Here is a 24,349-nt window from a genome sequence, read left to right as displayed (position 1 = left end):
AGGCCGGTCCGTGCGCAACGGTCCTAATTGTCATCTGTAATCGTGCGCGCTGGTCTGCCCGGGAGCAAGGGGAGCGGGTTCGGCCGGGCCTGCCGGAGTCCGGGACTCCAAGCCGATGGGCCCGGCGGCACGGGTGGACGTGTAGCCGGGCAGGTCGCTGCGGGTTCGCCCGGGGATTGTCAGCGCCGCGGCTGTCAGGAGCGCCGCGGCTGCTTTGGCGAGGGCGGTGAGGTTTTTGTCGAAGAACCAGACGAGTTCGTACGTGCCGGGAAAGGAACCGAACGCGGGGATCTGCAGATGCCCGCCAAGGCCATCTCCGATGCCCGGGACAGCCTCGGCGGATCCACCGACCTCGACCAGGGCATCGGCACCAAAGACACTGCCAACCTCGTCCCCACGGACGGAACGGCATCGCCTTCAGCCGCAGCGCCGGACAGGTTCTGAATATCGCTTACCTGACCCCAAGGCAGTGGGCGAAGGCGGGTTCTTCCCCAAGGGCGTCAACGGCGACATCAATACCAGCGCCGCCAGCTCATAACACCGACACCCACAAAAGAATCGCCGGGATCAGGGGTAGGCAGGCGCCCAGGGACTCAGACTTCCCCTGACCCGGTAGTCCGCTGGGCACCGCGGCCCTGGCGGTCGCCCGTTCCCAAACGACCTACCTCGGAGCCAAATACCGGCGCATCAGATCCCGCCACAGTCCGATGAAAGCCCTCGTCGCCGTGGAACATTCAATGCTCACCGCAATCTGGCACATGCTCAGCACCGGAGAATGCTATGCCGGGCCCGATTACTACACCTGCGCAGCAAAGACCAAGCCGTCCGGCAACTCGAAGCCCTCGGCTACGACGTGACCCTTCAACCGCTGAAGGCCGCAATGACGACTTCATTGCGGCCATATTCGTCAATCGGGCGTCCGCCTGGCTGCCGCGTGGCTACCGATCTAAGGGCTGGCGGGATCCGTTGCGGTTTCAGCGACTTCAACCGCCCGGGCTGCCTCAGTCGCCGGCGATCTGACGAATATGGCCGCAATGGAGTCCCTCTTAGCGGCCATATTCGGCAATAGGGCGTCGGTGGCGAGCCCAGGCCCTAATCCGCGGTGGTTTCGACGGGCTCAATCTCCGACCATGGGCTCAGTAACCGGCGATCTGACGAATATGGCCGCAAACGCAACACCCCACAGACTGCCACGAACAGCCCACCTATTTTCACCTCATTCCCGTTCGAAGTCGCCGTCGTGACCATCGCCGAAACCGGTGCGGACATGCCCGGCTCGAGACACCGGGCCGGCTCTCGTCCTGGACCGGTGTCTGTCCCGGCTTCGACGTCACCATCACCCCGGCCGCCGCAGCCTGACGCGCCTTACTTTCGTACCAGTGCCCCAGGCCGCGCCCGGATGGCACGGAGCTCCGGCTTCCAGGGTGCTGACAGCGGGACCGGGGTATGGTGGCAGCACGTCATCGGCGCGGATGTACGTCGTGAGGAACTGGGGCCATGAAGATGATTTCAATGGATGAGAGTCCGGAATTACCCGCCACCGGGCCGCAGTCCGGCACTGACCGGGACCTGTTGGGGTTTGTCTCCCGGGCCGAGGCCCTGCTTCAGTCCAAGGAGCGCATGGGCGCCCTGCTGGAAGCCGTGGTGGCGGTGGCGGAAGACCTGAGCCTGGACGCCGTCCTCGAACGCGTGGTCCAGTCCGCCTGCCGTCTGGTGCATGCAGGATACGGCGCCCTGGGCGTGATCGGCGATGACCGCGCGCTGAGCCACTTCATCACCGTCGGCATTGGCGGCGAGCTGGAACGCGAGATCGGCCCGTTGCCCACCGGACACGGGGTGCTGGGCCTGCTGATCACGGATCCCCGGCCGCTGCGGCTGCGCGACCTGCGCGAACATCCGGAGGCCAACGGCTTTCCCGCCCACCACCCGCCCATGCGGTCCTTCCTCGGAGTCCCCATCCGCGTCCGGGAGGTGGTCTTTGGAATCCTGTACCTGACGGAGAAGGATGATGGCCGCGATTTCACCGATGAGGACGAGGGCCTGGCGGTGGCGTTGGCGGCTGCGGCCGGCGTCGCGATCGAAAACGCCCGCCTCTATGACGACGCCCGGCGCCGCGCCCGGTGGCTGGAAGCCTGCATGGACGTCTCCGGGCTGATGCTCAGCAGCGCCCGCGACTACACCTCGGGCGGGCTGGACCCGATCGCCGGCCGGGCGCTGCAGGAGTCCGAGTCCGCGCTGGCGCTGATCGTTGCACCCTCCGTCACGGGCCCCGGGTACATCGTCGCGGGAGCCGCCGGCGAGCGCGGCAAGCTGTTCTCGGGCAGGTCCCTGGTCCTGGACCTGCCCGATCTCCAGGACGTCCTGGCCGGCGGTGAGCCTGTCCTCTTCGAGGACGCTTCGGTACTTTTTTCGGGACCCGACGGCGGCAGCGGCCCGGTCCTGGCGGTGGCGCTGAGCACCCAGGGAGCCCATCACGGCCTCCTGCTGCTGGTCCGTGACCACGGCTCCGTCCGCTACGCCCGCACCGACATCGAAATGGGCGCCGTGTTCGGCTCCCATGTGGCCCTCGCCCTGGAGCTGGCCCGGGTGCACAGGCTGCGCGAAGAGCTGCTCGTCTTCACGGACCGGGACCGGATCGCGCGGGACCTGCACGACCTCGTCATCCAGCGGCTGTTCGCGGCCGGGCTGAGCGTGCAGAGCCTGACCCGCTTCACCAGGGACGAACTGGCGTTCGAGCGCATCCGCCTCATCACGGGCGAGCTCGACGAAGCGATCCGGAGCCTGCGGGACACCATCTACTCGCTCAAGAGCAGCAGCGGCGAAACCGAACTGCTCAGCGGCCGGATCCGGCGCGTGACCCGCAGCTCCGCAAAATCCATGCCGTTCACGCCGCGGCTGACCATCACAGGCCCGGTGGACGCTGTCACTCCGGACAAGGCCGACAACGTGGTGGCCGTGGTGTCCGAGGGGCTCAGCAACGCCATCCGGCATTCCGGCGCCGATTCCATCTCCGTCTCGGTGGCCGTGATCAAGGGCCACGTCAGCGTGGTCATCACGGACAACGGCTCCGGCTTCACGGAGCCGGATAAGCGCAACGGCCTGGCGAACCTCGAGGACCGGGCGCGGATGCTCGATGGCGAGTGCACCATCACAAGCCAGCCCGACGCCGGCACCAGCCTCGAGTGGTCCGTTCCGCTCTAGCGACGCGACCTTGCAGGGGAGTTGCCAGCGGCCGGACTTTCCAGCGGATGGATTTTTAGCGGACGGACTTTTAGCGGACCCTGTGCGGCCGTCCGCTTTCGACGCTTGTGCTGGCGGCGGGCAGGACCGGCGCCGCGGGGCTGGCGATGAAGACCGCCGCCTGGGTGCGCCGCTCGAAGCCGAGCTTGGCCAGCAGCGACGAGACATAGTTCTTCACGGTTTTCTCGGCGAGGAACATCTCGGCGGCAATCTGCCGGTTGGTGAGCCCCCCGCCCACGAGCACGAGCACCCGGCGTTCCTGGGGGGTCAGCGACGAGGTACGCGGATCCACCTCTTCGGCTTCCACCAGGCTCTCGACGATGCCCGCAGCGACGCCCTCCTCGAACAGGGATTCTCCCGCCGCAGCGCGACGGAGCGCGCCGATCAGGTCCGTGCCGCCGATCTCCTTCAGGACGTAGCCGCAGGCTCCGGCCAGCACCGCGCCGCGCAGGGCCTGTTCGTCGTCGAAGCTGGTGAGAATGATGCAGTTCAGCAGCGGATCCACGGAGCGCACGTCCCGGCAGACTTCGATCCCGGTCCCGTCCGGGAGCCGGGCGTCCAGCACGCAGACATCCGGATGCAGGGCCGGGATCCGGCGGGTCGCCTCCACCGCGGATCCGGAGCTGCCCACCACCACGAAGCCCTCGCCCTCGAGGAGTTCCTGCAGCCCGCGCCGGACGAGTTCATGGTCATCGAGAATGAAGACGCGGAGGAGCGCCGGAATGCCGTCGGGTGCAGAGCGGCCTGCGTCTGCCCAGGCAATCATGGTTCTCCCGTCCGGCCGCTGACGCTGCCTCGTATGGTGTGCTGCCCTGCCATTCTTCTGCACACCCCTGTCCGGTACAAGGGTCCTAGGACCCGACGCGGGCCGGCGCGGCTGTTCAGTCCTTATTCGAAGGAGGCCCGGCGCGGATCCGCCAGGCGCGTGTTCCAGAGATCCGGCCTGGTGACGGTGAAACGGCGTCCGGTCAATGCCTTCGGGGCCAGGCGCACGTAGAAGTCCTTGTCGCCCGGCTGCCACGGCTCCAGGAGCCGGGCGTCCGCCGCCTCCTTCTCCGCCTGGCTTTCCATGAGCTGGGCCTCGCCGCGGGCAACCACACTCCACGCCTGCTGTTCGCGGGCGTCATAGCCGTCGATTTCGAAGGCGGCGGGTTTGGACGTCATCGCACCCCACAGCTTGGTGCCGCCCGCGGTGCGGAACACGATCGAACGGCGCTCCAGCACGAAATTGACGGGGAATATTTCCGGATGGCCGTCCACGATGAGCGCAAGCCGGCCGACGACTTCCCGGTCCAGCAGCTCCCAGCATTCGTCGATGGACAGCCGGTCATCCGCCGGAGGCGTCGTCTCTGTAGTCATGTGGACCTACACTACCCCTGCCGGAGGGTGACGCAGCGCGGTACTTACCAGGGGCTGGGCCTGTAGTCCTTGAGGAAGACGCCGTACTGGTCCTCGCCGGCCTCGCCCATGACGATCGGGTCGTAGACCCGGGCGGCACCGTCGACGAGGTCCAGCGGCGCGTGGAAGCCTTCCTCCATCAGGCGGACCTTGGTGTAGTGCGGGCGTTCGTCGGTGATCCAGCCGGTGTCGACGGCGGTCATCAGGATCCCGTCGGCGTCCAGCATCTCCTGCGCGCTGGTCCGGGTCATCATGTTCAGCGCGGCCTTGGCCATGTTGGTGTGCGGGTGCCCGGGGCCCTTGTAGGCCCGGGAGAACTGGCCCTCCATGGCGCTCACGTTCACGATGTACTTGCGCCTGGCGGTGGAACGCTTCATGGCCCCCCGCAGCCGGCTGACCAGCAGGAACGGCGCGGTCACGTTGCACAGCTGGACCTCCAGCATCTCGAGCGGGTCCACCTCGTCCACCACCTGCGTCCAGCTGTTGATGGTGGCAAGGTCCGGAACCAGGCCGCCGGCGTCGATGGCGGTGCCGGCGGCGATGCGCTCCAGCGAGGCGGAGCCGGTGGACAGGGCGAGCGCACTGACGGTGTCCCCGGCGAGGACGGGGTGTTCCAGGACCGTGCTGGCCAGGGCCAGCGGGTGCTTGTCGTGGGCGTGGCCGAAGGTGACGAGCTCAGGGCCGCCGTTGGCCGCCTGGAGCGCCGCGGGCAGGGGCTCGTCCTCGGCGTCGACGAGGGGCTTGTAGGCGTTGCCGGAGCGGCGGACGGTCTGGGCGGCGTTGTTGATGATGATGTCCAGCGGCCCGGCGGCATCCAACGAGTCCGTCAGGGCCATGACCTGGGACGGGTCGCGCAGGTCGATGCCCACGATCCGCAGCCGGTGCAGCCACTCGCCGCTGTCCTCCATGGCGGCGAAGCGCCGGGCGGCGTCCTTGGGGAAGCGGGTGGTGATGGTGGTGTGGGCGCCGTCGCGGAGGAGCCGGAGCGCGATGTACATGCCGATCTTCGCCCGGCCGCCGGTCAGGAGTGCCCGGCGTCCGGTCAGGTCCGTGCGGGCGTCCCGCTTGCTGTGGCTGAAGGCCGCGCACTCGGGGCAGAGCTGGTGGTAGAAGGCGTCCACCTGGGTGAAGTGCTGCTTGCAGACGTAGCAGGGCCGGGACTTGATCAGGTGTCCGGCAATCTCTCCTGTGGCGGAGGGCGCGAGCTTGTTGCCGCGGGTCTCGTCGTCGATCCGGTCCGGGGCCGCCGTCGCGGTCTGTGAGATCACGGCACGGTCAGCTTCGGCGATCAGGTCCCTCTTGCTGACCCGCCGGTGCCGCTTCACGGCCTTGAACATTTTTCCCGTGGCGCGGCGCACCGAGACGTAGTCCGGGTGTTCCTCGTCGTATGCGTGGATGCTGTCCAGGACCTTGAGGCAGGCCTGGATGTCCGCTGCGGTCAATCCAGCAGGGATCAGGTCGGAAGGCAGATCGGGGGAGCTCATTGCCCCAATTTTACAGCCTGCAGGGAGCCCGGTCCGACGCCGGGCTCCCTGTCCTCCCGATGCCTGTCAGGCCGTGGGGCGCTCCGCCGGAGCTTCAACGCCCACCGCGGCCGCGTGGGCCCTGACGGCCCGCTCCGCGGGCTCCCGCAGCTCGGGCCAGTTCTCCGTGGCCGCCCTGACGGCATCCGGCACGAGGTGCAGGTTGGCCGCCGAGAGGGCACGCTCCGCATCGCCGGGCTCAGGCACTGCCTGGCCCTTGGCCAGGACGGTGATGCCGGACTCGGTGACCTTGAAGCCGCGGGCCCGGTCCAGTTCAGGGTCCAGGCCGATGGCCGCGCCGGCAGGGATCTTCACGTTCTTGTCGATGATGGCGCGCTTGATGACGGCGCCCTCGCCGACGTTGACCTTGTCCATCAGGACCGAATCGAGCACCCGGCTGGACGTGCCGATGTACACGTCGTTGGAGAGAACGGAGCCTTCGACGATGCCGCCGGAAACCACGACGCCGCTGGCCACGATCGAATCCAGTGCCGTACCCACGGTGTTCCCCTTCCCGCGGACGAATTTGGCCGGCGGCGAGATGCTCTGCCGCGTGTAGATGGGCCACTCCGAGTTGTACAGGTTGAATACCGGCACGGGGGAGATGAGGTCCATGTGGGCGTCGTAGAAGGAATCGATGGTGCCGACGTCGCGCCAGTAGGTGCGGTCCCGCTCGGTGGAACCGGGGATCTCGTTCAGGGTGAAGTCGTAGACGCCGGCCTCGCCCTGGCCGACGAAGTAGGGAATGATGTCCCCGCCCATGTCGTGCTTGGTGTCCAGCCGTTCGGCGTCGACGTGCAGCGCCTCGACCAGCGCATCGGCGTCGAACACGTAGTTGCCCATGGACGCCAGGAACTGGGTCGGGTCCGCGGCCAGCCCGGGGGTCGAGGAAGGCTTCTCCACGAACGCAGCGATCTTCTGCGGATCGTCCTGGTCCACCTCGATCACGCCGAACTGGTCGGCCATGTGCAGGGGCTGGCGCACGGCGGCGACCGTCGCCTTGGCGCCGCTGGCCACGTGCTGCTGAACCATCTGTGCGAAGTCCATCCGGTAGACGTGGTCCGCGCCGACGACGACGACGATGTCCGGGTTGGCGTCGTGGATGAGGTTCAGGGACTGGTAGATGGCGTTGGCGCTGCCGAGGAACCAGCTCTTGCCCACGCGCTGCTGTGCCGGGACCGAGGCCACGTAGTTGCCCAGCTGCGTGGACATCCGCCAGGTTTCGGAGATATGTCGGTCCAGGCTGTGCGACTTGTACTGCGTCAGGACCACGATCTGCAGGTACCGGGAATTGACCAGGTTGGACAACGCAAAGTCTATGAGCCGGTAACTTCCGGCAAACGGCACGCCGGGCTTGGCCCGGTCCGCCGTCAACGGCATCAGCCGGTTTCCCTCCCCGCCTGCGAGGACAATGGCCAGAACCTTTTTTTGATGCGGCATAAGTGATCGCTCCTGAAACGCCTTTGTAGCTCCCCAAACAGTCCGGCACGCCCGAACGTCTTCACACTAGATCAGTTCCACCGTAACGACTACCTTGGGGTTTGTGCGTATAGACATAGTGACGAAAGAATTCCCGCCTGAAATCTATGGCGGCGCCGGGGTCCATGTGGCCGAACTGAGCAGGGTGCTGGCCCAGCACGTGGATCTGCAGGTGCGTGCCTTCGGCGCGCCCCGTGAACCCGGGTACCACGGAGCGACGGTCACGTCCTACGCGGTGCCCGGGGATCTGGGCGGGGCGAACGCCGCCGTCCAGACCCTGGGGGTGGATTTGCGGATCGTCCCGGACATTGCCGGTGCGGACCTTGTGCATTCGCACACCTGGTACGCGAACATGGCCGGGCACCTCGCATCACTGCTGCACGGGATTCCCCATGTGCTCAGCGCCCACAGCCTGGAGCCGCTGCGTCCGTGGAAGGCCGAGCAGCTCGGAGGCGGCTACGCCGTATCCTCCTGGGTTGAAAAGACCGCGTACGAGGCCGCCGCGGCCATCATCGCCGTCTCCGAAGGCATGCGCCAGGACATCCTGCGCAGCTACCCGGAGGTTGACCCGGCCAAGGTCAAGGTGGTCCACAACGGCATTGACGTGAGCCTCTGGAACCGGGACGAGGGCGAGGACGCCGTCCGTGCCCTCGGGATCGATCCGGAGCGGCCCAGCGTCGTCTTCGTCGGCCGCAACACCCGCCAGAAGGGCGTCCCCTACCTGCTGCGTGCCGCCGCCAAGCTGCCGGCGGACGTGCAGCTGGTGCTCTGCCTTGGCGCCGCGGACACCCCGGAGCTGGCGGCGGAGACGTCACGGTTGATCGAGCAGCTGCAGGGCCAGCGCAGCGGCGTCGTCGTGGTCGAGCGGATGCTGCCGCGCGACGAACTCGTCCAGGTGCTCAGCCACGCGACCGCGTTCGCCTGCCCGTCCATCTACGAGCCGCTCGGCATCGTGAACCTCGAGGCGATGGCCTGCGGCGCCGCCGTCGTGGCCAGCGCCACCGGCGGGATCCCGGAAGTCGTCCAGCACGGAGAGACCGGGCTGCTGGTGCAGATCGAGCAGGTCACCGACGGGACCGGCACGCCGCTGGATCCGGAGAAGTTCGTCACCGAGTTCGCCGCCGCCCTGACCGAGGTGGTGTCCGATCCCGCCCGGGCGCGCGCCATGGGCCAGGCCGGCCGGCGGCGGGCCGAGGAGCACTTCTCCTGGGAATCCATCACGGAAACCACCCTAGAGGTCTACCGCTCCGTCCTGCCTCCGGGCGTTTCCTGACGCCTCAGCCCCGGGGCGTTTCCTGACCGCGAGGCGCGGTGCGGGCAGGCAGGTTCTTCTCCTCCACGGGGGCCTGCCCGCCCGCGCGCTGGGCGCGGACGTAGTCCCGGGCCTCGTCCTGGCGGGCCTTTTCGGCGCCGGTGGCGATTTCGGCCCGGAGATGTTCCGGCCCGTAGCCGAAGGCATCCACCAGATCGAGGGCGTGCGGCCGGATCTTGGCCAGGAGCCGGTTGATGTACCGGCCCACGGTGCGTCCGCGCTGCATGGAAAGCCGGCCGTTCATGAGGTACCAGGACAGGTTCTTCTCGATCAGGGACAGCCCGAACAGGTCGCGCAGCCAGGTCAGGACCACCCTGGTGCCCGGGTCGGCGACCTTTCCGAGGGCCTCGGTGAAGGCCTCCCACTGCAGCAGCTCGGCGTGCGCCTGTGCGGCTTCGATGAGTTCGTTCTGGTGGCTGTTGAACAGGGCGGCGCCCTGTTCCCGCGGCAGCCTGCCGGCGCCCTTGAGGGCTGAGCCGACCTCGGCGACCATGGTCTGGACACGGTCGGTCAGCAGGGCGCGCTGGCTTGCTTCGTCACGGATGGCGAGGGCGGCCTTCTGCGCCGACCCGGAGTCGGCCACGAACTGCGCGACGCCGCGGAGTCCCGTGCGGTGGATGGCCGCCCCGGTGGCCTGGCCGACCACGTAGCGGGCCAGCACGCCGAAGTTGACGTTGCGGAATTCCTTGGCGTAATCGGCCAGCAGGCGCTTGGCGACGAGCTGCAGCAGGACCGTGTTGTCGCCTTCGAAGGTGGCGTAGACGTCGAGGTCGGCGCGCAGCGAGGCGAAGCGGTTCTCGATCAGGAAGCCGGCGCCGCCGCAGGCCTCGCGGCATTCCTGCAGCGTGTCCAGCGCGTGCCAGGTGCTGAGCGGCTTGAGGGCCGCGGCCAGGGTCTCGAGGTCCTGCCGGTCCGCGTCGGTGTCGTGCCGGCCGGAGAAGACGTCGTCGAACTTCTGCAGCAGCTGCTCGCTGGCGAAGCTTGCCGCGTAGGTGGTGGCCAGCCGGGTGAACAGCCGGCGCTGGTGGCGCTGGTAGTCCAGCAGCACCTCTTCCTCGGTCCGGGAGGAGGCGCTGAACTGCCGCCGCTCGGTGGCGTACTGGATGGCGGTCTTCAGGGCCAGCTTCGACGCCGTCACGGCGGCGCCGTCGAGGGATACCCGGCCCTGGACGAGGGTGCCCAGCATCGTGAAGAATCGGCGGCCCGGGCTGGCGATGGGGGAGCTGTAGGTCCCGTCGGCGGCCACGTCGCCGTAGCGGTTGAGCAGGTTCGTGCGGGGGATCCGGACGTTGGTGAAGTGCAGCCGGCCGTTGTCGATGCCGTTCAGCCCGCCCTTGACGCCGTCGTCCTCGCCGCCGATGCCGGGCAGGAATTCCCTGGTTTCCGGGTCGCGCAGGTCCACGTAGAAGGCATGGACACCGTGGTTGACGCCCCGGGTGACGAGCTGGGCGAAGACGACGGCGGCGAGGCCGTCGGCGGCGGCGTTGCCGATGTAGTCCTTCCACGCGGCGCGGTAGGGGGTGTGCACGACGAATTCGCCGGCGGCCGGGTCATAGGTGGCGGTCGTGGCAATGCTGGCCACGTCCGAGCCGTGTCCGGTCTCCGTCATGGCGAAGCAGCCCGGAATGTCCAGGCTCATGATGCCCGGCAGCCACCTGGTGTGGTGTTCCCCGGTGCCGAGGTGGTTCACGGCCGAGCCGAACAGGCCCCACTGGACGCCCGCCTTGATCTGCAGCGAGGGGTCCGCGATGACCAGCTCCTGGAAACCGGCCACGTTGCCGCCGTGATCGTCCGAGCCCCCGACGGAGGCCGGGAAGGCGCGGTGGACGGCGTCGTTCTCCACCAGGACCTTGAGCTGGCCGAAGGTGCGGGTGCGGTGCTCCGTGTGGGTCAGTCCCTCGATCTTGTGCAGTTCCGGGCGGGCGGCCAGGGCCCGGGCGTGCCGGCGGATGTCTGCCCACCGGCCCAGCAGCTGCTCGCCGAGCGCGGCCACGTCGACGGCGGGATGTACCGCACCTGCGGGTGCGGCGGACGGGGCCTGCGCCGCTGCGGAGGCCGCGGCTGCTGTCGTCCTGGTCTGGCCCGCGGCGCGGTCCGCTAGTTCAGTCATGTCGTTTCCTTCGTTGGTTCGGACAGTAGGGGCGCGTTCCTGAGCTCGGGGGCAATCCCGAAGCAGAGCCAGTCGGTGATCTGGCGGGCCATCGCTGCCTGGTCGGGCTTGTCCGCCGAGGCCGGGCTGGCGAGCCACTGTTCGCCCGCGTTCCGGACCAGCCCGATCGCGGCGTTGGGCCAATAGCCGATCACCGCCTCCTTGCCGGGACCGGCGCCGAGGTAGCTGCGCATGGGGCGGGCAATCATGTCGCTGATGGCCGCAAAAAAGTGCCCGAGGGCCCCGGCCGTGGTGCCGCCGGTGCCGGCCGTGGTGCCGCCGGCGCCGTCGGGCTCGCCGGAGTAGCGCGTGACGAAGGTGTAGACGTTCGGGCTGGTCCCGGCCATCTGCAGGTACGCGGACACCATGGCGAACAGTCCCTCGCGGGGGGTCTGGGCCGCCTGGGCTGCCTCCTGGATGCGGCGTTGCATCTGGTTCAGCACCACTTCCCCCACCGCCTGCTGGAGCCCGGCCTTGTCGCCGAAGTAGCGGTAAAACACGGACTTGGAGGTTCCGGCCGCGGCGGCGATGTCCTCCATGGACGCGTCACTGCCGAGCGCATGCACAGCCTTGCGGGCGGCCTTGATGAGTTCCCGCCGCCGCTCCGCACGATGGGCCTGCCAGCGGGAGTCGCGGCCGTCGACGGCGCCGCCGCCCGGCGCGCCGGCAGGGGACGCGAGGGAACCGGAGGGGCCGGTGGGTGGATTGTTCACGATACCGAGCGTATCAGCTACGCTGGGTATCGATAACCCGCTTTGTTCAGAAGGAGACAGCCATGTCCGTCAACGGAGAATCCGCATCCGGGCCACAGGAATCGGCCCCGGCCGCCGCGGCAGATGCGCCGTCCCCGGCACAGGGCACAGTGGAGTCCGCCGGGCAGTCCGCAGGACCGGCACCGGTGCTCCGCAAAGCCGTGGTGGTGGGCGGCAACCGGATTCCGTTCGCCCGGACCGGGGGCGCCTACACCAGGTCCTCCAACCAGGACATGCTCGGTGCGGCCCTCGAGGGTCTCATCGCCCGCTTCGGGCTGCAGGACGAGCGCATCGGCGAGGTCGCGGCAGGCGCCGTGCTCAAGCACTCGCGCGACTTCAACCTGACCCGCGAAGTGGTGCTCGGCTCCGCGCTCGCCGCCGAAACCCCGGCGTATGACCTGCAGCAGGCCTGCGCCACCGGCCTGGAAGCCGTGCTCGGGCTCGCCAACAAAATCAAACTGGGCCAGATCGATTCGGCCATCGCCGGCGGGGTCGACTCCGCCTCGGACGCCCCCATCGCCGTCAGCGAGGGCCTCCGCGAGGTGCTGCTGGACCTGAACCGCGCCAAGACGCTGCCCCAGCGGCTCCGGATCCTCAGCCGGCTCCGGCCCAAGGACCTGGCCCCGGACGCCCCGAACACCGGCGAGCCGCGGACCGGCCTGTCCATGGGCGAACACCAGGCGCTCACCACGACGCAGTGGAAGATCACCCGTGAGGCCCAGGACGAGCTGGCCCTCAACAGCCACCGGAACCTCGCCGCCGCCTATGACGCCGGCTTCTTCGATGACCTGATCACCCCCTACCGCGGCCTGGCCAAGGACGCCAACCTCCGTGCGGACACGAGCATCGAGAAGCTGGCCACGCTCAAGCCCGTCTTCGGCAGGAACCTCGGCGCCCAGGCGACCATGACGGCAGGCAACTCCACCCCGCTGACCGACGGCGCCTCGACGGTGCTGCTCGCCTCCGAGGAATGGGCCGACGCCCACGGCCTGCCCAAGCTCGCCACGGTGCTCGACGGCGAAGCCGCCGCCGTGGACTTCGTCCACGGCAAGGACGGCCTCCTGATGGCACCGGCCTTCGCCGTGCCCCGGCTGCTCGCCCGCAACGGACTCACCCTGGCGGATATCGATTTCTTCGAGATCCACGAGGCCTTCGCCGGCACCGTGCTGAGCACCCTGGCCGCGTGGGAGGACGAGGAATTCGGCCGCACCCGCCTCGGCCTGGCGGGCGCCTTCGGCAGCATCGACCGGTCCAGGCTCAACGTCAACGGATCCTCGCTCGCCGCCGGCCACCCCTTCGCCGCCACCGGCGGACGGATCGTGGCCTCGCTGGCGAAGATGCTGCACGCGAAGGGCCGGGCGGGCGGGCGTCCGGCCCGCGGGCTGGTCTCGGTCTGCGCAGCCGGGGGCCAGGGCGTCGTCGCTGTCCTTGAAGCACGCTAGGGGGAACGGATGACGGACAAATACACCCAATTCGTAAGCCGGGGCGCCGGCAGGGACATCGCACGGAAGCTCGGACTGCCGCAGCCGGTGGTCCTCCGGCGGCACGCGCCGGGCCGGCCCCTCGTCGAGGGTCCGGTGCTGGTCCAGGGGTCCGGCGCCGGGGCCGACGAACTGGCCTCCGTCCTGCTGTCCTGGCACCTGGACGTCCGGCGGCACGCCGTTCCCAAGGAAAGGCTCGGCGCGATCATCCTGGTCCTGGACGAACTCGCACACCCGGAGGACCTGGAAAAGCCGGTCCTTGGCGCCGCGGCCTCGCTGCGTGACCTGGCACCGAACGCCCGCGTGGTCACGATCTCCCGGTCCGCTGCCGGCGCCCCGGATCCGGCGGTTGCCGCGGCCCGGCAGGGGGTGGACGGGCTGCTGCGGTCCCTGGCCAAGGAACTCCGCGCCGGCGCCACGGGCAACGGCATCCTGCTCACCGCCGCTGCCGTCACCACCAGCCCCGGCACGCTGGGGGCGCTGCGGTTCTTCCTGTCGGGCCGTTCCGCGTTCGTTGACGGGCAGTTCCTGACCGTCACCTCCGGACTGGGGCAGCTGCCGGACGACGCCGGGAAGCCCCTGGCGGGGAAGGTCGCCGTCGTGACCGGAGCGGCGCGCGGGATCGGCGCCGCGATTGCCCGCACCCTGTACCGTGACGGCGCGACGCTGGTCGTCGTCGACGTCCCGGCAGCCGGCGGGGACCTGGCAAAGGTGGCCAACGAGGTGCATGGAACGGCGCTGCAGCTGGACATCAGCCGCGAGGACGCCGGGCAGCGGATCATCGGGCACGCCATGGAACGCCACGGACGCCTGGACATCGTGGTCCACAACGCCGGCATCACCCGGGACAAGCTGCTCGCCAACATGGACCAGGACCGGTGGAACGCCGTCATCGCCGTGAACCTTGCCGCCCAGCTGCGCATCAACGCGTCGCTGCTGGCCTCGGTGCACTTCCGGAACTCGCCGCGGATCGTGTCCGTGGCGTCCACGAGCGGCATCGCCGGCAACCGCGGACAGGCCAACTACGCCGCGTCCAAGGCCGGTGTCATCGGCATGGTCCGGGCCACGGCACCCCTGCTCGCGGCGTACGGCGGCTCGATCAACGCCGTCGCTCCGGGCTTCATCGAGACCGCGATGACGGCGCGGATGCCGTTCGCCACCCGGGAAGTCGCCCGCCGGCTCAACTCGCTGCGGCAGGGCGGGGAGCCGGGAGATGTCGCCGAGGCGGTCGCCTTCCTGGCCAGCGACGCCGCGGGCGGCATCTCCGGCGAGGTGCTGCGCGTCTGCGGGCAGAACCTGGTCGGAGCATGACCGGGTCCCAGCCCGTCATCCTGGGCGAGATGCCGTCCCTCGCAAAGCTGTACGTCAACGCGGCCGCCACCGCCGCGCGGCGCCGGGTCCTCGGCACCCATACGGGCACCGCACTCCCGGAGTGCAGCCACGAGGTCCGCGGCGTGAAGGCCGAGGTGACCAATCTCACGGCCTACCAGCACCTGGTCGGCGAGACGGCGAGCGACGTCCTGCCGGCCGGGTTCCTCCACGCGCTGGCCTTTCCGCTGGCCATGAGCGTGATGAACCGGGATGACTTCCCGCTGCCCCTGCCGGGCATGATCCACCTGGGCAACAGCGTCCTGCAGTACGCCCCGCTCCGATTCACCGAGGCCCTGGATCTCCGGGCGCGGGTGGAAAAGCTGCGCGGGCACCGGGCGGGGACCGCGTTCGATGTGGTGGCCGAGGTCCGCGCGGCCGGGCAGGACGCCCTGCGCTGGCGCGGTGTGTCGACGTACCTGTCCAAGGGCGTGTTCCTGCCGGGGATCGACAAGCCCACAGCGCCCACGGTGCCGGCTGCCTTCTCCGCTCCGGATCCGACGGCGCTCTGGCAGCTGGGCGTCGACACGGGGCGGGCCTATGCCGCCGTGTCCGGCGACTTCAACCCCATCCACCTGAGCGTCCTGACGGCCAAGGCGCTGGGCCTGCGCCGGTCCGTCGCGCACGGGATGTACCTTGCGTCCAGGGCGCTCGCGGACGTGGGCGCGGTGAAGGGGGACTCGTTCAGCTGGGACGTGGCCTTCGAGGCGCCGGTGTTCCTGCCCGCTCATGTGGCCCTGGACATCAGCACCGTGCAGGACAACGACGGCGGGTGGCGGCGCTCGGACTATGTCGCCTGGAACGCGCGCTCGGGACGCAAGCACTTCAGCGGATCGGTGGCGGCACTTTAGCGCCGGGATCCGGCGCGGACGACGGCGGCGGCGGGCTTCCCGGCCGCCGCCGCCGGTTCACGCGTGGGCGGATTTGATCACCCGCAGCATGCGGTGCAGGCTCAGCAGGACGGACTCGGCCGCGCTGGCGGAGGCGGTGGCAACCTCGCGGGCGGCAATGCGGGCGGTGAGATCCGTGAGGGCGGCATCCGCGGCCGCGGTCAGCTCCGCCTGTTCCGGGGCAGCCTCCTCGATGGACCGAAGAATGTCCCCCACGGCTGCCATGGCGTCGGCGAGGGGCGCCGTGTCCTCGTCCGGTATGACGAAGGGCGTGTCCGTGGCCCAGATGACGTCCGAGAGCACCTGGGTCACATCCTGGATGTGGAAGGTGATCCGCTCGAGGTCCCGGAGGTTGCGGTAGTCCAGGTCCACGTCCCGTGGGTGGAGCCGCCGCCGGGGATTTGCCCGCCGGCTGGCGTCCGCTTTTTCCACGGCCAGCCGCACCGAGCGGGCCGAAGCTGCGAGCGCATCCGACCGGCGGGACCAGTCCTCGTGCTCGGGCGGCCAGTTCTCTTTCAGTGCCTTGCCCATGTCCTCCAGTTGCCGGGCGAGCGCCAGGCGCAGCCCGGCGATGCTGAGGGCCGCGGCTTTGAAGTGCAGCGGCGGGAAGACCAGAAGATTGACCACTATGCCCACGGTGACACCGGCGCCCATCTGGACCAGGTAGCCGAAGGAGAACTCGTCCGGGTTGTGGCCGCCGACCAGCAGGACCAGGAGCGCCGCCGTCGGAATCCAGTCGCTGCCGGAGCCGATCCCGGGCAGGCCCGCGAGGATGACACCGAGCCCCATGACGATTGCGACCGTCACCGGGCTCGGGTTCCCCAGGCTGAAGAGCATGAAGGCCAGGCCGATTCCGATCGCCAGGCCCACGAGCGTCTGCGCTCCCTGGCGCATGGAGCCGGAAACGTTCTCGTACATGGCTACCAGGGCGCCGAGCGGGGCGTAGTAGGGGTAGTCGGCCGCGGATCCGGGCATGAAGGGGGCAATGTAAAAGGCGATGCCTGCGGCGAGCGCCGCCTTCACGGCCAGCTGCAGCCGGGGCCAGACAAGCGACGGGGACACGCTGCCCACAACGATCCGCCAGAGTTTTTGGACCGGTGACGGGTGTCTGCCGGTTGCCTCTTTATCGCTGCTCATCCCGGCCCACCCTAGGTGCGGTATATTGCTGCCACAAGTGGAGGAACCCCGCCGTCCGGATTTGACCTTCCGGTCAGGCCGCCCCGTGCCCCGGGGCGACCTCCTCGCCGGCCCGGACCGGTCCGGGCGGTGTTCCGTCGCCGAACGGCCGGCCGCCGAGCGCTTCCCGGCCGTGGGCGGTCAGCCAGTTGCCCAGCTCTGGCCCCTTCGGGACGATTCCGGTGGGATTGATGTCCTCGTGGACGATGTAGTAGTGCTGCTTGATCTGGACGAAGTCGATCGTGTCGCCGAACCCCGGGGTCTGGAACAGGTCGCGGGCGTAGGCCCACAGCACCGGCATCCCGCTGAGCTTCTGCCGGTTGCACTTGAAGTGCCCGTGGTAGACGGCGTCAAAGCGGGCGAGCGTGGTGAACAGCCGGACATCGGCCTCGGTGATCGTGTCGCCCACGAGGTAGCGCCGGGCGGCGAGCCGTTCCTCCAGCCAGTCCAGGGCGGTCCAGAGCCGGTCATAGGCGGCGTCGTAGGCCGCCTGGGAGCCGGCGAAGCCGCAGCGGTAGACGCCGTTGTTGACCTCGGTGAAGACCCGCTTGTTGACGGCGTCGATCTCTTCCCGCAGGTGCTCCGGGTAGAGGTCCGGGGCGCCGGGCCGGTGGTAGGCGGTCCACTCCGTGGAGAAGTCCAGGGTGATCTGCGGGAAGTTGTTGGTGACCACCCTGCCGGTGGGGACATCAACCACGGCCGGCACCGTGATCCCGCGCGGATAGTCCGGGAAGCGGCGGAAGTAGGCGTCCTGGATCCTTTCGATGCCCAGGACGGGATCCTTGCCGCCGGGATCGAGGTCAAAGGTCCAGGAGCGGGCGTCGTGGGTGGGGCCGGGCTGGCCGAGGGAGATCACGTCCTCCAGGCCCAGCAGCCGCCGCACGATCACAGTCCGGTTGGCCCAGGGGCAGGCGCGGGCGGCGACCAGCCGGTAGCGGCCCGGTTCCACCGGCCAGCCGGGTTCGCCGTTGCGGCCCGGGGCGCCGTCCCGGGTGATCCGGTCCTCGATGTAATGGGTGTCCCGGGTGAATTCCTCCCCGCCCGTGACATAGGCGCCCTTGGTGGAGTATCCGGGATCATCAGTGTGGTCTGTGCTGGTGGATGTCTGGCTCATGGTCCCAGCCTATGCCGGGAGTGGACCATGACTGGGAAGTGTTCCGAGGACCTGCGCCATCGGCTGCCAGGCGAACCACCACGAGGCCGCCACCACGGCGGCAAACAGCAGGATCCAGACCGCCGCGGGCACCCGCGTCGCGCGGTACAGCAGGTAGGCGTCCGACGTCGGCAGCTGGTCCCTGCGCCGCAAGTGCACGGTGAGCAGCTTGCCCAGGTCCCGGACGGCGGCGACCAGGAGGGCCAGGCCCAGCACGATCATCACGTGCCCGTTGAATTCCGGCGGGACGAACAGCACCAGCAGCACGGCGGCCAGCACCGCGGCGGCGGTGATCAGCAGGCCGATGCCGTTTCGCAGGAACAGGAACGATGCCAGCAGCACCAGGGTCCCGGCCGACATCGCGGCGGGTCCCCAGCCGTTGAAGCCGCACCAGACCATCGTGGCGCCGACGACGGCCGGCACCGGATAGCCCCAGAACGTGGACCAGACGGCGCGCAGGTGGCCCCGGCTGTAGGTGGTGGTGGTGCCGGAGTGGTCCAGGCTCAGCCGGATCCCGCCCAGCCGCTGGCCCGTCATGAGGGCGGCGAAGGCATGGCCGAGCTCGTGCGTGACAGTGGCGAGCAGCCCGAAGTACCGCCAGGTGGCGCGGGGGAGGGACACCGCGACGGCGAGGAGGACCACCACGGCCAGTTCCGTGGCCGTGACGTGGGGGATGGGCGACTGGGTGAACCCGGCAACGATCCGGTCCCACCAGGCCGCGGCAAGGTTGTCCGGCGCAGCGCCGGTCGCCATCGGCGGGCTCATGCGTTCCCGTTTGCGTGCCGGAGGGCGGGAAGGAGGGCGGGTTTCCGCTCGCGCTCCTCGGGAAGGAGTATCCGGAACCGTTCGACGTCAACCATAGGCTGCAAGGCTAGCGCGGACGGCCTGCCGCGTCGAAACGGCAGGGGTCAGCGTCTACAGTGGGGCCATGGCGGACGCTACGAACCACGAAAACGAGACCATCGAAGACCAGCTGCTCCGGGAACTGGCAGCAGCCCACGGCATCGGGACAGCGTTCCGCGGCTGGGACGGCGTCGAACGCGCCGTGTCCGGCACCACCCTGTACGGAGTCCTCGCGGCCCTCGGGGTCCCGGCGAACGGGCCCGACGAACTGCAGCGCTCGCTGGGCGAGACCCGGATCGCGCCGTGGCGGCGCATCCTGCCGCCGGTCGTCGTCGGACGGGAAGGGCAGGAAGTCCACGTCGACGTCCACGTGCCGCACGGCAGTCCGGTCAGCGTCTGGATCGTGGCCGAGGACGGCAGCAGGCACGACGCGGTCCGACGCGACAACGGGGACGGTCCGGTCGACGTCGACGGCGTCCTTACCGGCCGCGCGACGTTCGCCGTCCCGGACCACCTGGCCCTCGGCTGGCACACCCTGGTTGCGGACGCGGACGGCGCCACGGCCGAGTGTCCGCTCGTGGTCACGCCGCAGCGGCTGCATACCACCGGGCTGCTGGCGGGGCGGCGGAACTGGGGGCTGACGGCGCAGCTCTACTCCGTGCGGTCCTCGCGCTCCTGGGGGATCGGCGACTTCGCCGACCTCGCCGACCTCGCCACGGTTTCGGGCCGGGAGGGTGCCGGTTTCCTCCTCGTCAATCCGCTGCACGCCGCCGAACCCCGGCCGCCGGTCGAGAATTCCCCGTACCTGCCCACCACGAGGCGGTTCTTCAACCCGCTGTACCTCCGGGTGGAGGAGATTCCCGAATACGGATACCTGGACGCGGCGGGGCTGGCCGAGGTGGAACGGCACGCCGGGCGGCTGCACACGGCCAACCGCTCCGCCGGGCTGCTGGACCGCAATGCCAGCTACGACGCGAAGCTCGCCGCCCTGGAACTGGTGTTCACGGTCCGGCGCAGCCCGGCCCGCGCACGCCAGTTCGCGGACTTCTGCACGGATCAGGGGCAGGGAATGGACGACTTCGCCCTCTGGTGCGCGCTCGCCGAACGGCTGGCGCCGTCGGCCCCGGAGTGGGCGGGGGAGGCGGCTGATCCGGGAACACCGTACTGCGCGGAACAGCGGATCCGGCTCGCCGGACGGATCGAGTTCCACCGCTGGCTGCAGTGGAACTGCGACCAGCAGCTGGAGGCGGCGCAGCGCGCGGCACGGCAGGCCGGCATGGAGATCGGCGTCATCCACGACCTCGCCGTCGGGGTGAAGCTGGGAGGCTCGGACGCGTGGACGCTCGACGGTGTGCTCGCGCGGGGCGTCACGGTGGGGGCACCGCCGGACGTGTTCAACCAGCAGGGCCAGAACTGGACCCAGCCGCCTTGGCACCCCGCGCGGCTCGCCGAATCCGGCTATGCCGCCTACCGCGACATGCTGCGGACCGTGCTCCGCCATGCCGGCGGCATCCGGGTGGACCACATCCTGGGCCTGTTCCGGCTGTGGTGGATTCCGGCGGGGGCGGGCCCGGAGGACGGCACCTACGTCTACTACGACCACGAGGCGCTCATCGGCATCCTTGCACTGGAGGCACAACGCGCCGGGGCGGTCGTGATCGGCGAGGACCTGGGCGTGTTCGAGCCCTGGGTCCGTGACTATCTCGCCGAGCGGGGGATCTTCGGCACCTCGATCCTCTGGTTCGAGCACGACGCCGGCGGACCGATTCCGCCGGAACAGTACCGCCAGCAGTGTCTCACCAGCGTCAACACCCACGATCTGCCGCCGACGGCGGGCTATCTGGCCGGCGAACACGTGACCCTGCGCGAGTCGCTGGGGCTGCTGCAGCGCCCGGTGGAGGAGGAACGCGCCGCGGCTGCCGCCGAGCAGGAAGCGGTGCTGGCCCTGGTGCGGCAGCGCGGGCTGCTGCCGGCCGGGAGCCCGGATGGCCTCACAGATGTGCAGGCCACCGTCGGGGCACTGTACGCGTTCACCGCGCTGTCGCCGTCGTCCCTGCTGGGCGTGGCCCTCGTGGATGCCGTCGGCGAGACCCGGACCCAGAACCAGCCCGGGACGAGCACGCAGTACCCGAACTGGTGCATTCCGCTGGCCGGGCCCAACGGCACGGTCCTCATTGACGAGCTGGCTGCCGACCCGGGTTTCCATTCCCTCGTCGGGACTGTCCGGCATGCCCTGCATCCGGAGGCCTGAGGGAGGCGGGGGAGCCGACGACGAACTTCGCGGGAGCCATGGCCTGCCATGGCTCCTGCCGCTACCATGATCCGATGATGCCAATCGGCACACGCCCTCTTGCTGCCGGCTTTGCGCTGGCCCTATTGCTTGCGGGCTGCACGCCACCACCGGCCCCCACCCAGCCGGCGTCGTCCCCGGCGCAGACGCCGCCGCCCTCGGTTTCCAGCCAGCCGCCGTCGCCCCCGGCCCCGACCCAGCCGCCGTCGCCGCCTTCCAGCCAGCCGCCGCCGCCCGCTGCTTCCGCCCCGGGGAACAGCGGCGGGATCGAACACATCGTCATCATCGTCCAGGAAAACAAGCCCTCCTCGCAGATCATGGGTTCCGGCGACGCCGCCTATTTCAACAAGCTGGCGGACGAATATGCGGTGGCCACCAATTACCAGGCAATCATGCACCCGAGTCTGCCCAACTACCTCGCGCTGACCAGCGGAACCAACGCCGGGATCACCAGCAACTGCAAGCCAAAGGAATGCCGGGCCGACGTGCGCAGCATCGCCGATGAGGTCTCGGAGTCCGGCCGGAGCTGGAAAATGTACGCCGAGGGCATGCCTGCGCCGTGCTCTGCGGAGAACTCCGGGCGGTACGCGGTCAGGCACAACCCGTTCATGTATTACCCCTCGGTCACGGCGGACAAGAACTCCTGCGCCGCGCACGTCGTGCCGCTCACCCAGCTGGACCAGGACCTGGCGTCCGCGTCCAGCCTTCCGAACTACCTCTTCATCAGCCCGGACCTGTGCAACGACACCCACGACTGCCCGATCCGGACGGGAGACGAGTGGCTCGCCCGGCTGGTCCCCAGGATCCTCGGCTCGCCGGCGTTCACCACCCGGAACTCCCTGCTGGTGGTCACGTGGGACGAGGGCAGCGACGGCGACAACCGGGTGGCCACGGTCTTCGCCGGGCCGGCGGCCAGGAACGGGTACACCTCCGATGCGGCGTACACCCACTACTCATTGCTCCACACGATCGAGGAAGCCTGGGGGCTGCAGCCGCTGACGGGCAACGACAGGAACGCTCCCAGCATGGCCGGACTCCTCAAATAGCCGGCCAGTCCCAATCGACGGATTGCTCCACGTGCACCCCCTGGCACGCCCAAGTAGCGGCTACTCGTTCCCTGGCGGAACCTTCGCGCTACCCTGACCGGCAAAGCGCCAGCAGCCTCCGCTGCGGACGCCCGTCCGGTGCCATGGGAGAAGTCAGATGAAAACAACTGCACGCTTGGTGGGGGCCGGCCTGGTCCTTGCTGTCGGCATTTCGGGAAGTGTGGCCGGCAATGCCGGCGCCGCCACGAGTTACAGCTTCGCGGTGATCGGCGATCTTCCCTACGGCAGCACGGAACTGGGTCTGTTTCCCGGGAAAATCAAGCAGATCAACGCGGACCCTGATGTGCGCATGGTCGGCCATCTGGGTGACATCGGCACGGGCAACTGCGCCACGAGCTACTACCAGAAGATCCTGGCGAACTTCGAGACGTTTGTGGACCCGCTCGTCTACACCCCGGGGGACAACGAATGGGCCGACTGCCACCGGGCGAGCGTCGGCAAAGCGAATCCCCTGGAACGGTTGTCCGCCGTCCGCTCCGTCTTCTTCCCCACCGCCGGACGGACCCTGGGGCAGAACAAGCTGTCCGTGACGGCGCAGTCGGGCTACAAGGAGAACGTGTCCTTCGCCGCCGGCGGGCTGACCGTTGCCACGCTGCACGTTGTCGGTTCGGAAAACGATCTGCGGCCCTGGAACGGGTTGGGCTTCACGAAGGCGACCACCGCCCAGGTTACCGAGGTAACCGAGCGGGTGGCCGCCGACGCCGCCCAGATCCGCAGCGTGTTCGCCTCGGCAAAGGCGGCCAACAGCCGCGCCGTCGTCCTGATGACCCAGGCCGACATGTTTGCACCGGGCACCCAGAATGCGGGCTACCGCAACGCGTTCCAAAGCATCGTGCGCACCATCGCGAGCGAAAGCAAGAGCTTCCAGCGCCCCGTGTTCCTGTTCAACGGCGACACCCATAGTTTCGTGCAGGACCGGCCGCTGACGAGTTCAAAATGGCTGTCCTTCTACGGTGTGTCGGGGAGCGTGCCGAACCTCACCCGGGTGACCGTCAAAGGTGCAGCCGGCGTGAACGAATGGGTCAAGGCGAACGTGGTGCCAGGCCCCGAGGTGCTGCAGATCCAGCGCGTGGCGTACCGGTAGCCGGCACGTGCAGGACAACGGGGCTGAACCACCCGGCCTCCGCTATCCCGTGGAGACGGGCGTGTCCGGCGCGGGAACCGCCATGACGTTCTGGATATGTTGCCCCCGCGCTAACATGGGCGGATGAGGCGATTAGGCAGCCGCTCTGTCATTGGATGCATCGCCGTTGGCTGGCTCCTGGCGGGGTGCGGTTCGCCGCCGGCCGCGCAAGGCACAGGCGCGATCGATCATGTCGTGATCATCGTCGAGGAGAACAAACCCGCCAGCAGTATTCTCGGCGGAAGTTCCGCCCCGTACCTCAACAAGCTGGCCAACGAATACGCCCTGGCCGCCAACTACGCTGGAATTACGCATCCAAGCCTGCCGAATTATCTGGCTCTGACCGGCGGCACCACCGCGGGCATCACGGGTGACTGCAGCCCCAAGGACTCCGGTTGCACAGCAAATGTGAAGAGCATCGCCGAGGCAGTGACACAGTCCGGACGAAGCTGGAAAAGCTATGCCGAAGGCATGCCTGCGCCCTGCCGGGCAGAGAACTCCGGACGGTACGCGGTGCGGCACAACCCCTTCATGTACTACCCCGGTGTCACTGCGGACCAGGGCTCCTGCGCCGCCCATGTGGTGCCGTTTACGCAACTGGAGGCGGACCTGAAATCCGCTTCGACCCTTCCCAGTTTCGTGCTCATCAGTCCGGACCTGTGCAACGACATGCACGACTGCCCGGTGAGGACGGGGGATGATTGGTTGTCCCGGGAGGTCCCGAAAATCCTCGGGTCCCCGGCCTTTACGACGCAGAACTCGCTCCTGGTCATTACGTGGGACGAGGGCGACGACTCCACCAACCAGTCCCTCACGATATTTGCCGGTCCGGCGGCGCGGACAGCCGTCCGATCCGATGCACCATACAACCACTATTCGTTGCTGCACACGATCGAAAACGTCTGGGGGTTGCCGCCCCTGACCGAGAACGACAGAAGCGCCCCGGTCATGGCCGATCTGCTGAAGTAGCCCCTCCGCACAGGATCGGGCGGGCGCGGCAGGATTCCGGGATCCGGACCGGGCACTAGGCAAGCGGTTGCCATCCAAGAGATGAACAGTGGATTAA

General features: G+C 68.9%; 19 protein-coding genes and 1 pseudogene. 11 read left to right on the top strand and 9 right to left on the bottom strand.

Features of this window, described 5'->3' with window-relative positions; genetic code table 11:
• The first annotated feature begins 297 nt into the window (after positions 1-297).
• The 3 genes and pseudogenes from ACQCSZ_RS08785 to ACQCSZ_RS08775 all read left to right on the top strand — a co-directional run bounded on the left by ACQCSZ_RS08785 (position 298) and on the right by ACQCSZ_RS08775 (position 3,201).
• The gene (locus ACQCSZ_RS08785) at positions 298-444 is read left to right on the top strand and encodes a hypothetical protein (RefSeq protein WP_427007628.1); all 147 of its coding nucleotides are present in this window, start codon (positions 298-300) and stop codon (positions 442-444) included.
• 176 nt (positions 445-620) lie between these two features.
• Positions 621-874, top strand: a pseudogene (locus ACQCSZ_RS08780) (IS110 family transposase); the annotation flags it as partial.
• A gap of 629 nt (positions 875-1,503) precedes the next feature.
• Positions 1,504-3,201, top strand: coding sequence for a GAF domain-containing protein (locus tag ACQCSZ_RS08775; RefSeq protein ID WP_427008289.1), 1,698 nt, complete (start codon positions 1,504-1,506; stop codon positions 3,199-3,201).
• 70 nt (positions 3,202-3,271) lie between these two features.
• Here the strand turns inward: ACQCSZ_RS08775 and ACQCSZ_RS08770 are convergent, their stop codons facing one another.
• The 4 genes from ACQCSZ_RS08770 to glgC all read right to left on the bottom strand — a co-directional run bounded on the left by ACQCSZ_RS08770 (position 3,272) and on the right by glgC (position 7,601).
• Positions 3,272-4,006, bottom strand: a complete 735-nt coding sequence (locus ACQCSZ_RS08770; protein WP_427007627.1) for a response regulator — start codon at positions 4,004-4,006, stop codon at positions 3,272-3,274.
• A gap of 122 nt (positions 4,007-4,128) precedes the next feature.
• Positions 4,129-4,599 (bottom strand): pyridoxamine 5'-phosphate oxidase family protein, encoded by a 471-nt coding sequence (locus ACQCSZ_RS08765; protein ID WP_427007626.1) that lies wholly within the window; start codon positions 4,597-4,599, stop codon positions 4,129-4,131.
• 44 nt (positions 4,600-4,643) lie between these two features.
• Positions 4,644-6,122: an SDR family NAD(P)-dependent oxidoreductase gene (locus ACQCSZ_RS08760; RefSeq protein ID WP_427007625.1), complete on the bottom strand. Its 1,479-nt coding sequence runs from the start codon at positions 6,120-6,122 to the stop codon at positions 4,644-4,646.
• Between the two features lie 66 nt (positions 6,123-6,188).
• Positions 6,189-7,601, bottom strand: coding sequence for a glucose-1-phosphate adenylyltransferase (gene glgC / locus ACQCSZ_RS08755; protein ID WP_427007624.1), 1,413 nt, complete (start codon positions 7,599-7,601; stop codon positions 6,189-6,191).
• 103 nt (positions 7,602-7,704) lie between these two features.
• On the opposite strand from glgC, the gene glgA reads away from it, so the two are divergent.
• On the top strand, positions 7,705-8,913 hold the full coding sequence (gene glgA / locus ACQCSZ_RS08750) for a glycogen synthase (RefSeq protein WP_427007623.1): 1,209 nt from the start codon (positions 7,705-7,707) through the stop codon (positions 8,911-8,913).
• Positions 8,914-8,917: 4 nt separating this feature from the next.
• On the opposite strand, the gene ACQCSZ_RS08745 is transcribed toward glgA, so the two are convergent.
• Entirely contained in the window at positions 8,918-11,062 is a 2,145-nt protein-coding gene (locus ACQCSZ_RS08745) for an acyl-CoA dehydrogenase (protein WP_427007622.1), read from the bottom strand.
• Positions 11,059-11,814, bottom strand: coding sequence for a TetR/AcrR family transcriptional regulator (locus ACQCSZ_RS08740; protein WP_427007621.1), 756 nt, complete (start codon positions 11,812-11,814; stop codon positions 11,059-11,061). The genes ACQCSZ_RS08745 and ACQCSZ_RS08740 overlap by 4 nt, the downstream gene beginning before the upstream one ends.
• A 62-nt stretch (positions 11,815-11,876) precedes the next feature.
• Between ACQCSZ_RS08740 and ACQCSZ_RS08735 the strand changes: the two genes are divergently transcribed.
• The 3 genes from ACQCSZ_RS08735 to ACQCSZ_RS08725 are packed head-to-tail and all read left to right on the top strand — an operon-like array spanning position 11,877 to position 15,553.
• Positions 11,877-13,295, top strand: coding sequence for an acetyl-CoA C-acetyltransferase (locus tag ACQCSZ_RS08735; RefSeq protein WP_427007620.1), 1,419 nt, complete (start codon positions 11,877-11,879; stop codon positions 13,293-13,295).
• Between the two features lie 9 nt (positions 13,296-13,304).
• Positions 13,305-14,645: a 3-oxoacyl-ACP reductase gene (locus tag ACQCSZ_RS08730; protein ID WP_427007619.1), complete on the top strand. Its 1,341-nt coding sequence runs from the start codon at positions 13,305-13,307 to the stop codon at positions 14,643-14,645.
• Entirely contained in the window at positions 14,642-15,553 is a 912-nt protein-coding gene (locus ACQCSZ_RS08725) for a MaoC family dehydratase (RefSeq protein WP_427007618.1), read from the top strand. The genes ACQCSZ_RS08730 and ACQCSZ_RS08725 overlap by 4 nt, the downstream gene beginning before the upstream one ends.
• A 57-nt stretch (positions 15,554-15,610) precedes the next feature.
• On the opposite strand, the gene ACQCSZ_RS08720 is transcribed toward ACQCSZ_RS08725, so the two are convergent.
• The 3 genes from ACQCSZ_RS08720 to ACQCSZ_RS08710 form a co-directional block, all read right to left on the bottom strand.
• Positions 15,611-16,729, bottom strand: a complete 1,119-nt coding sequence (locus ACQCSZ_RS08720; protein WP_427007617.1) for an FUSC family protein — start codon at positions 16,727-16,729, stop codon at positions 15,611-15,613.
• 73 nt (positions 16,730-16,802) lie between these two features.
• Positions 16,803-17,882, bottom strand: coding sequence for a glutathione S-transferase family protein (locus ACQCSZ_RS08715; protein ID WP_427007616.1), 1,080 nt, complete (start codon positions 17,880-17,882; stop codon positions 16,803-16,805).
• Positions 17,883-17,891: 9 nt separating this feature from the next.
• Positions 17,892-18,674, bottom strand: coding sequence for a M50 family metallopeptidase (locus ACQCSZ_RS08710; RefSeq protein WP_427007615.1), 783 nt, complete (start codon positions 18,672-18,674; stop codon positions 17,892-17,894).
• A 175-nt stretch (positions 18,675-18,849) separates the two neighbouring features.
• On the opposite strand from ACQCSZ_RS08710, the gene malQ reads away from it, so the two are divergent.
• From malQ to ACQCSZ_RS08690, 4 genes are all read left to right on the top strand, one after another.
• Positions 18,850-21,015 carry a 4-alpha-glucanotransferase gene (malQ, locus tag ACQCSZ_RS08705; protein ID WP_427007614.1) on the top strand — a complete coding sequence of 722 codons (2,166 nt, stop codon included), beginning with the start codon at positions 18,850-18,852 and terminating at the stop codon, positions 21,013-21,015.
• Between the two features lie 74 nt (positions 21,016-21,089).
• The gene (locus ACQCSZ_RS08700; protein ID WP_427007613.1) at positions 21,090-22,100 is read left to right on the top strand and encodes an alkaline phosphatase family protein; all 1,011 of its coding nucleotides are present in this window, start codon (positions 21,090-21,092) and stop codon (positions 22,098-22,100) included.
• 157 nt (positions 22,101-22,257) lie between these two features.
• Positions 22,258-23,244, top strand: a complete 987-nt coding sequence (locus ACQCSZ_RS08695; RefSeq protein ID WP_427007612.1) for a hypothetical protein — start codon at positions 22,258-22,260, stop codon at positions 23,242-23,244.
• Positions 23,245-23,367: 123 nt separating this feature from the next.
• Positions 23,368-24,252, top strand: a complete 885-nt coding sequence (locus tag ACQCSZ_RS08690; protein WP_427007611.1) for an alkaline phosphatase family protein — start codon at positions 23,368-23,370, stop codon at positions 24,250-24,252.
• Positions 24,253-24,349 lie beyond the last annotated feature (97 nt).

Source organism: Pseudarthrobacter sp. H2 (assembly GCF_050157045.1).
In the GTDB taxonomy this organism is placed as follows: domain Bacteria; phylum Actinomycetota; class Actinomycetes; order Actinomycetales; family Micrococcaceae; genus Arthrobacter.
The sequence above is the reverse complement of the archived record's forward strand: the minus strand, read 5'-3'. Positions and strand labels throughout refer to the sequence as shown.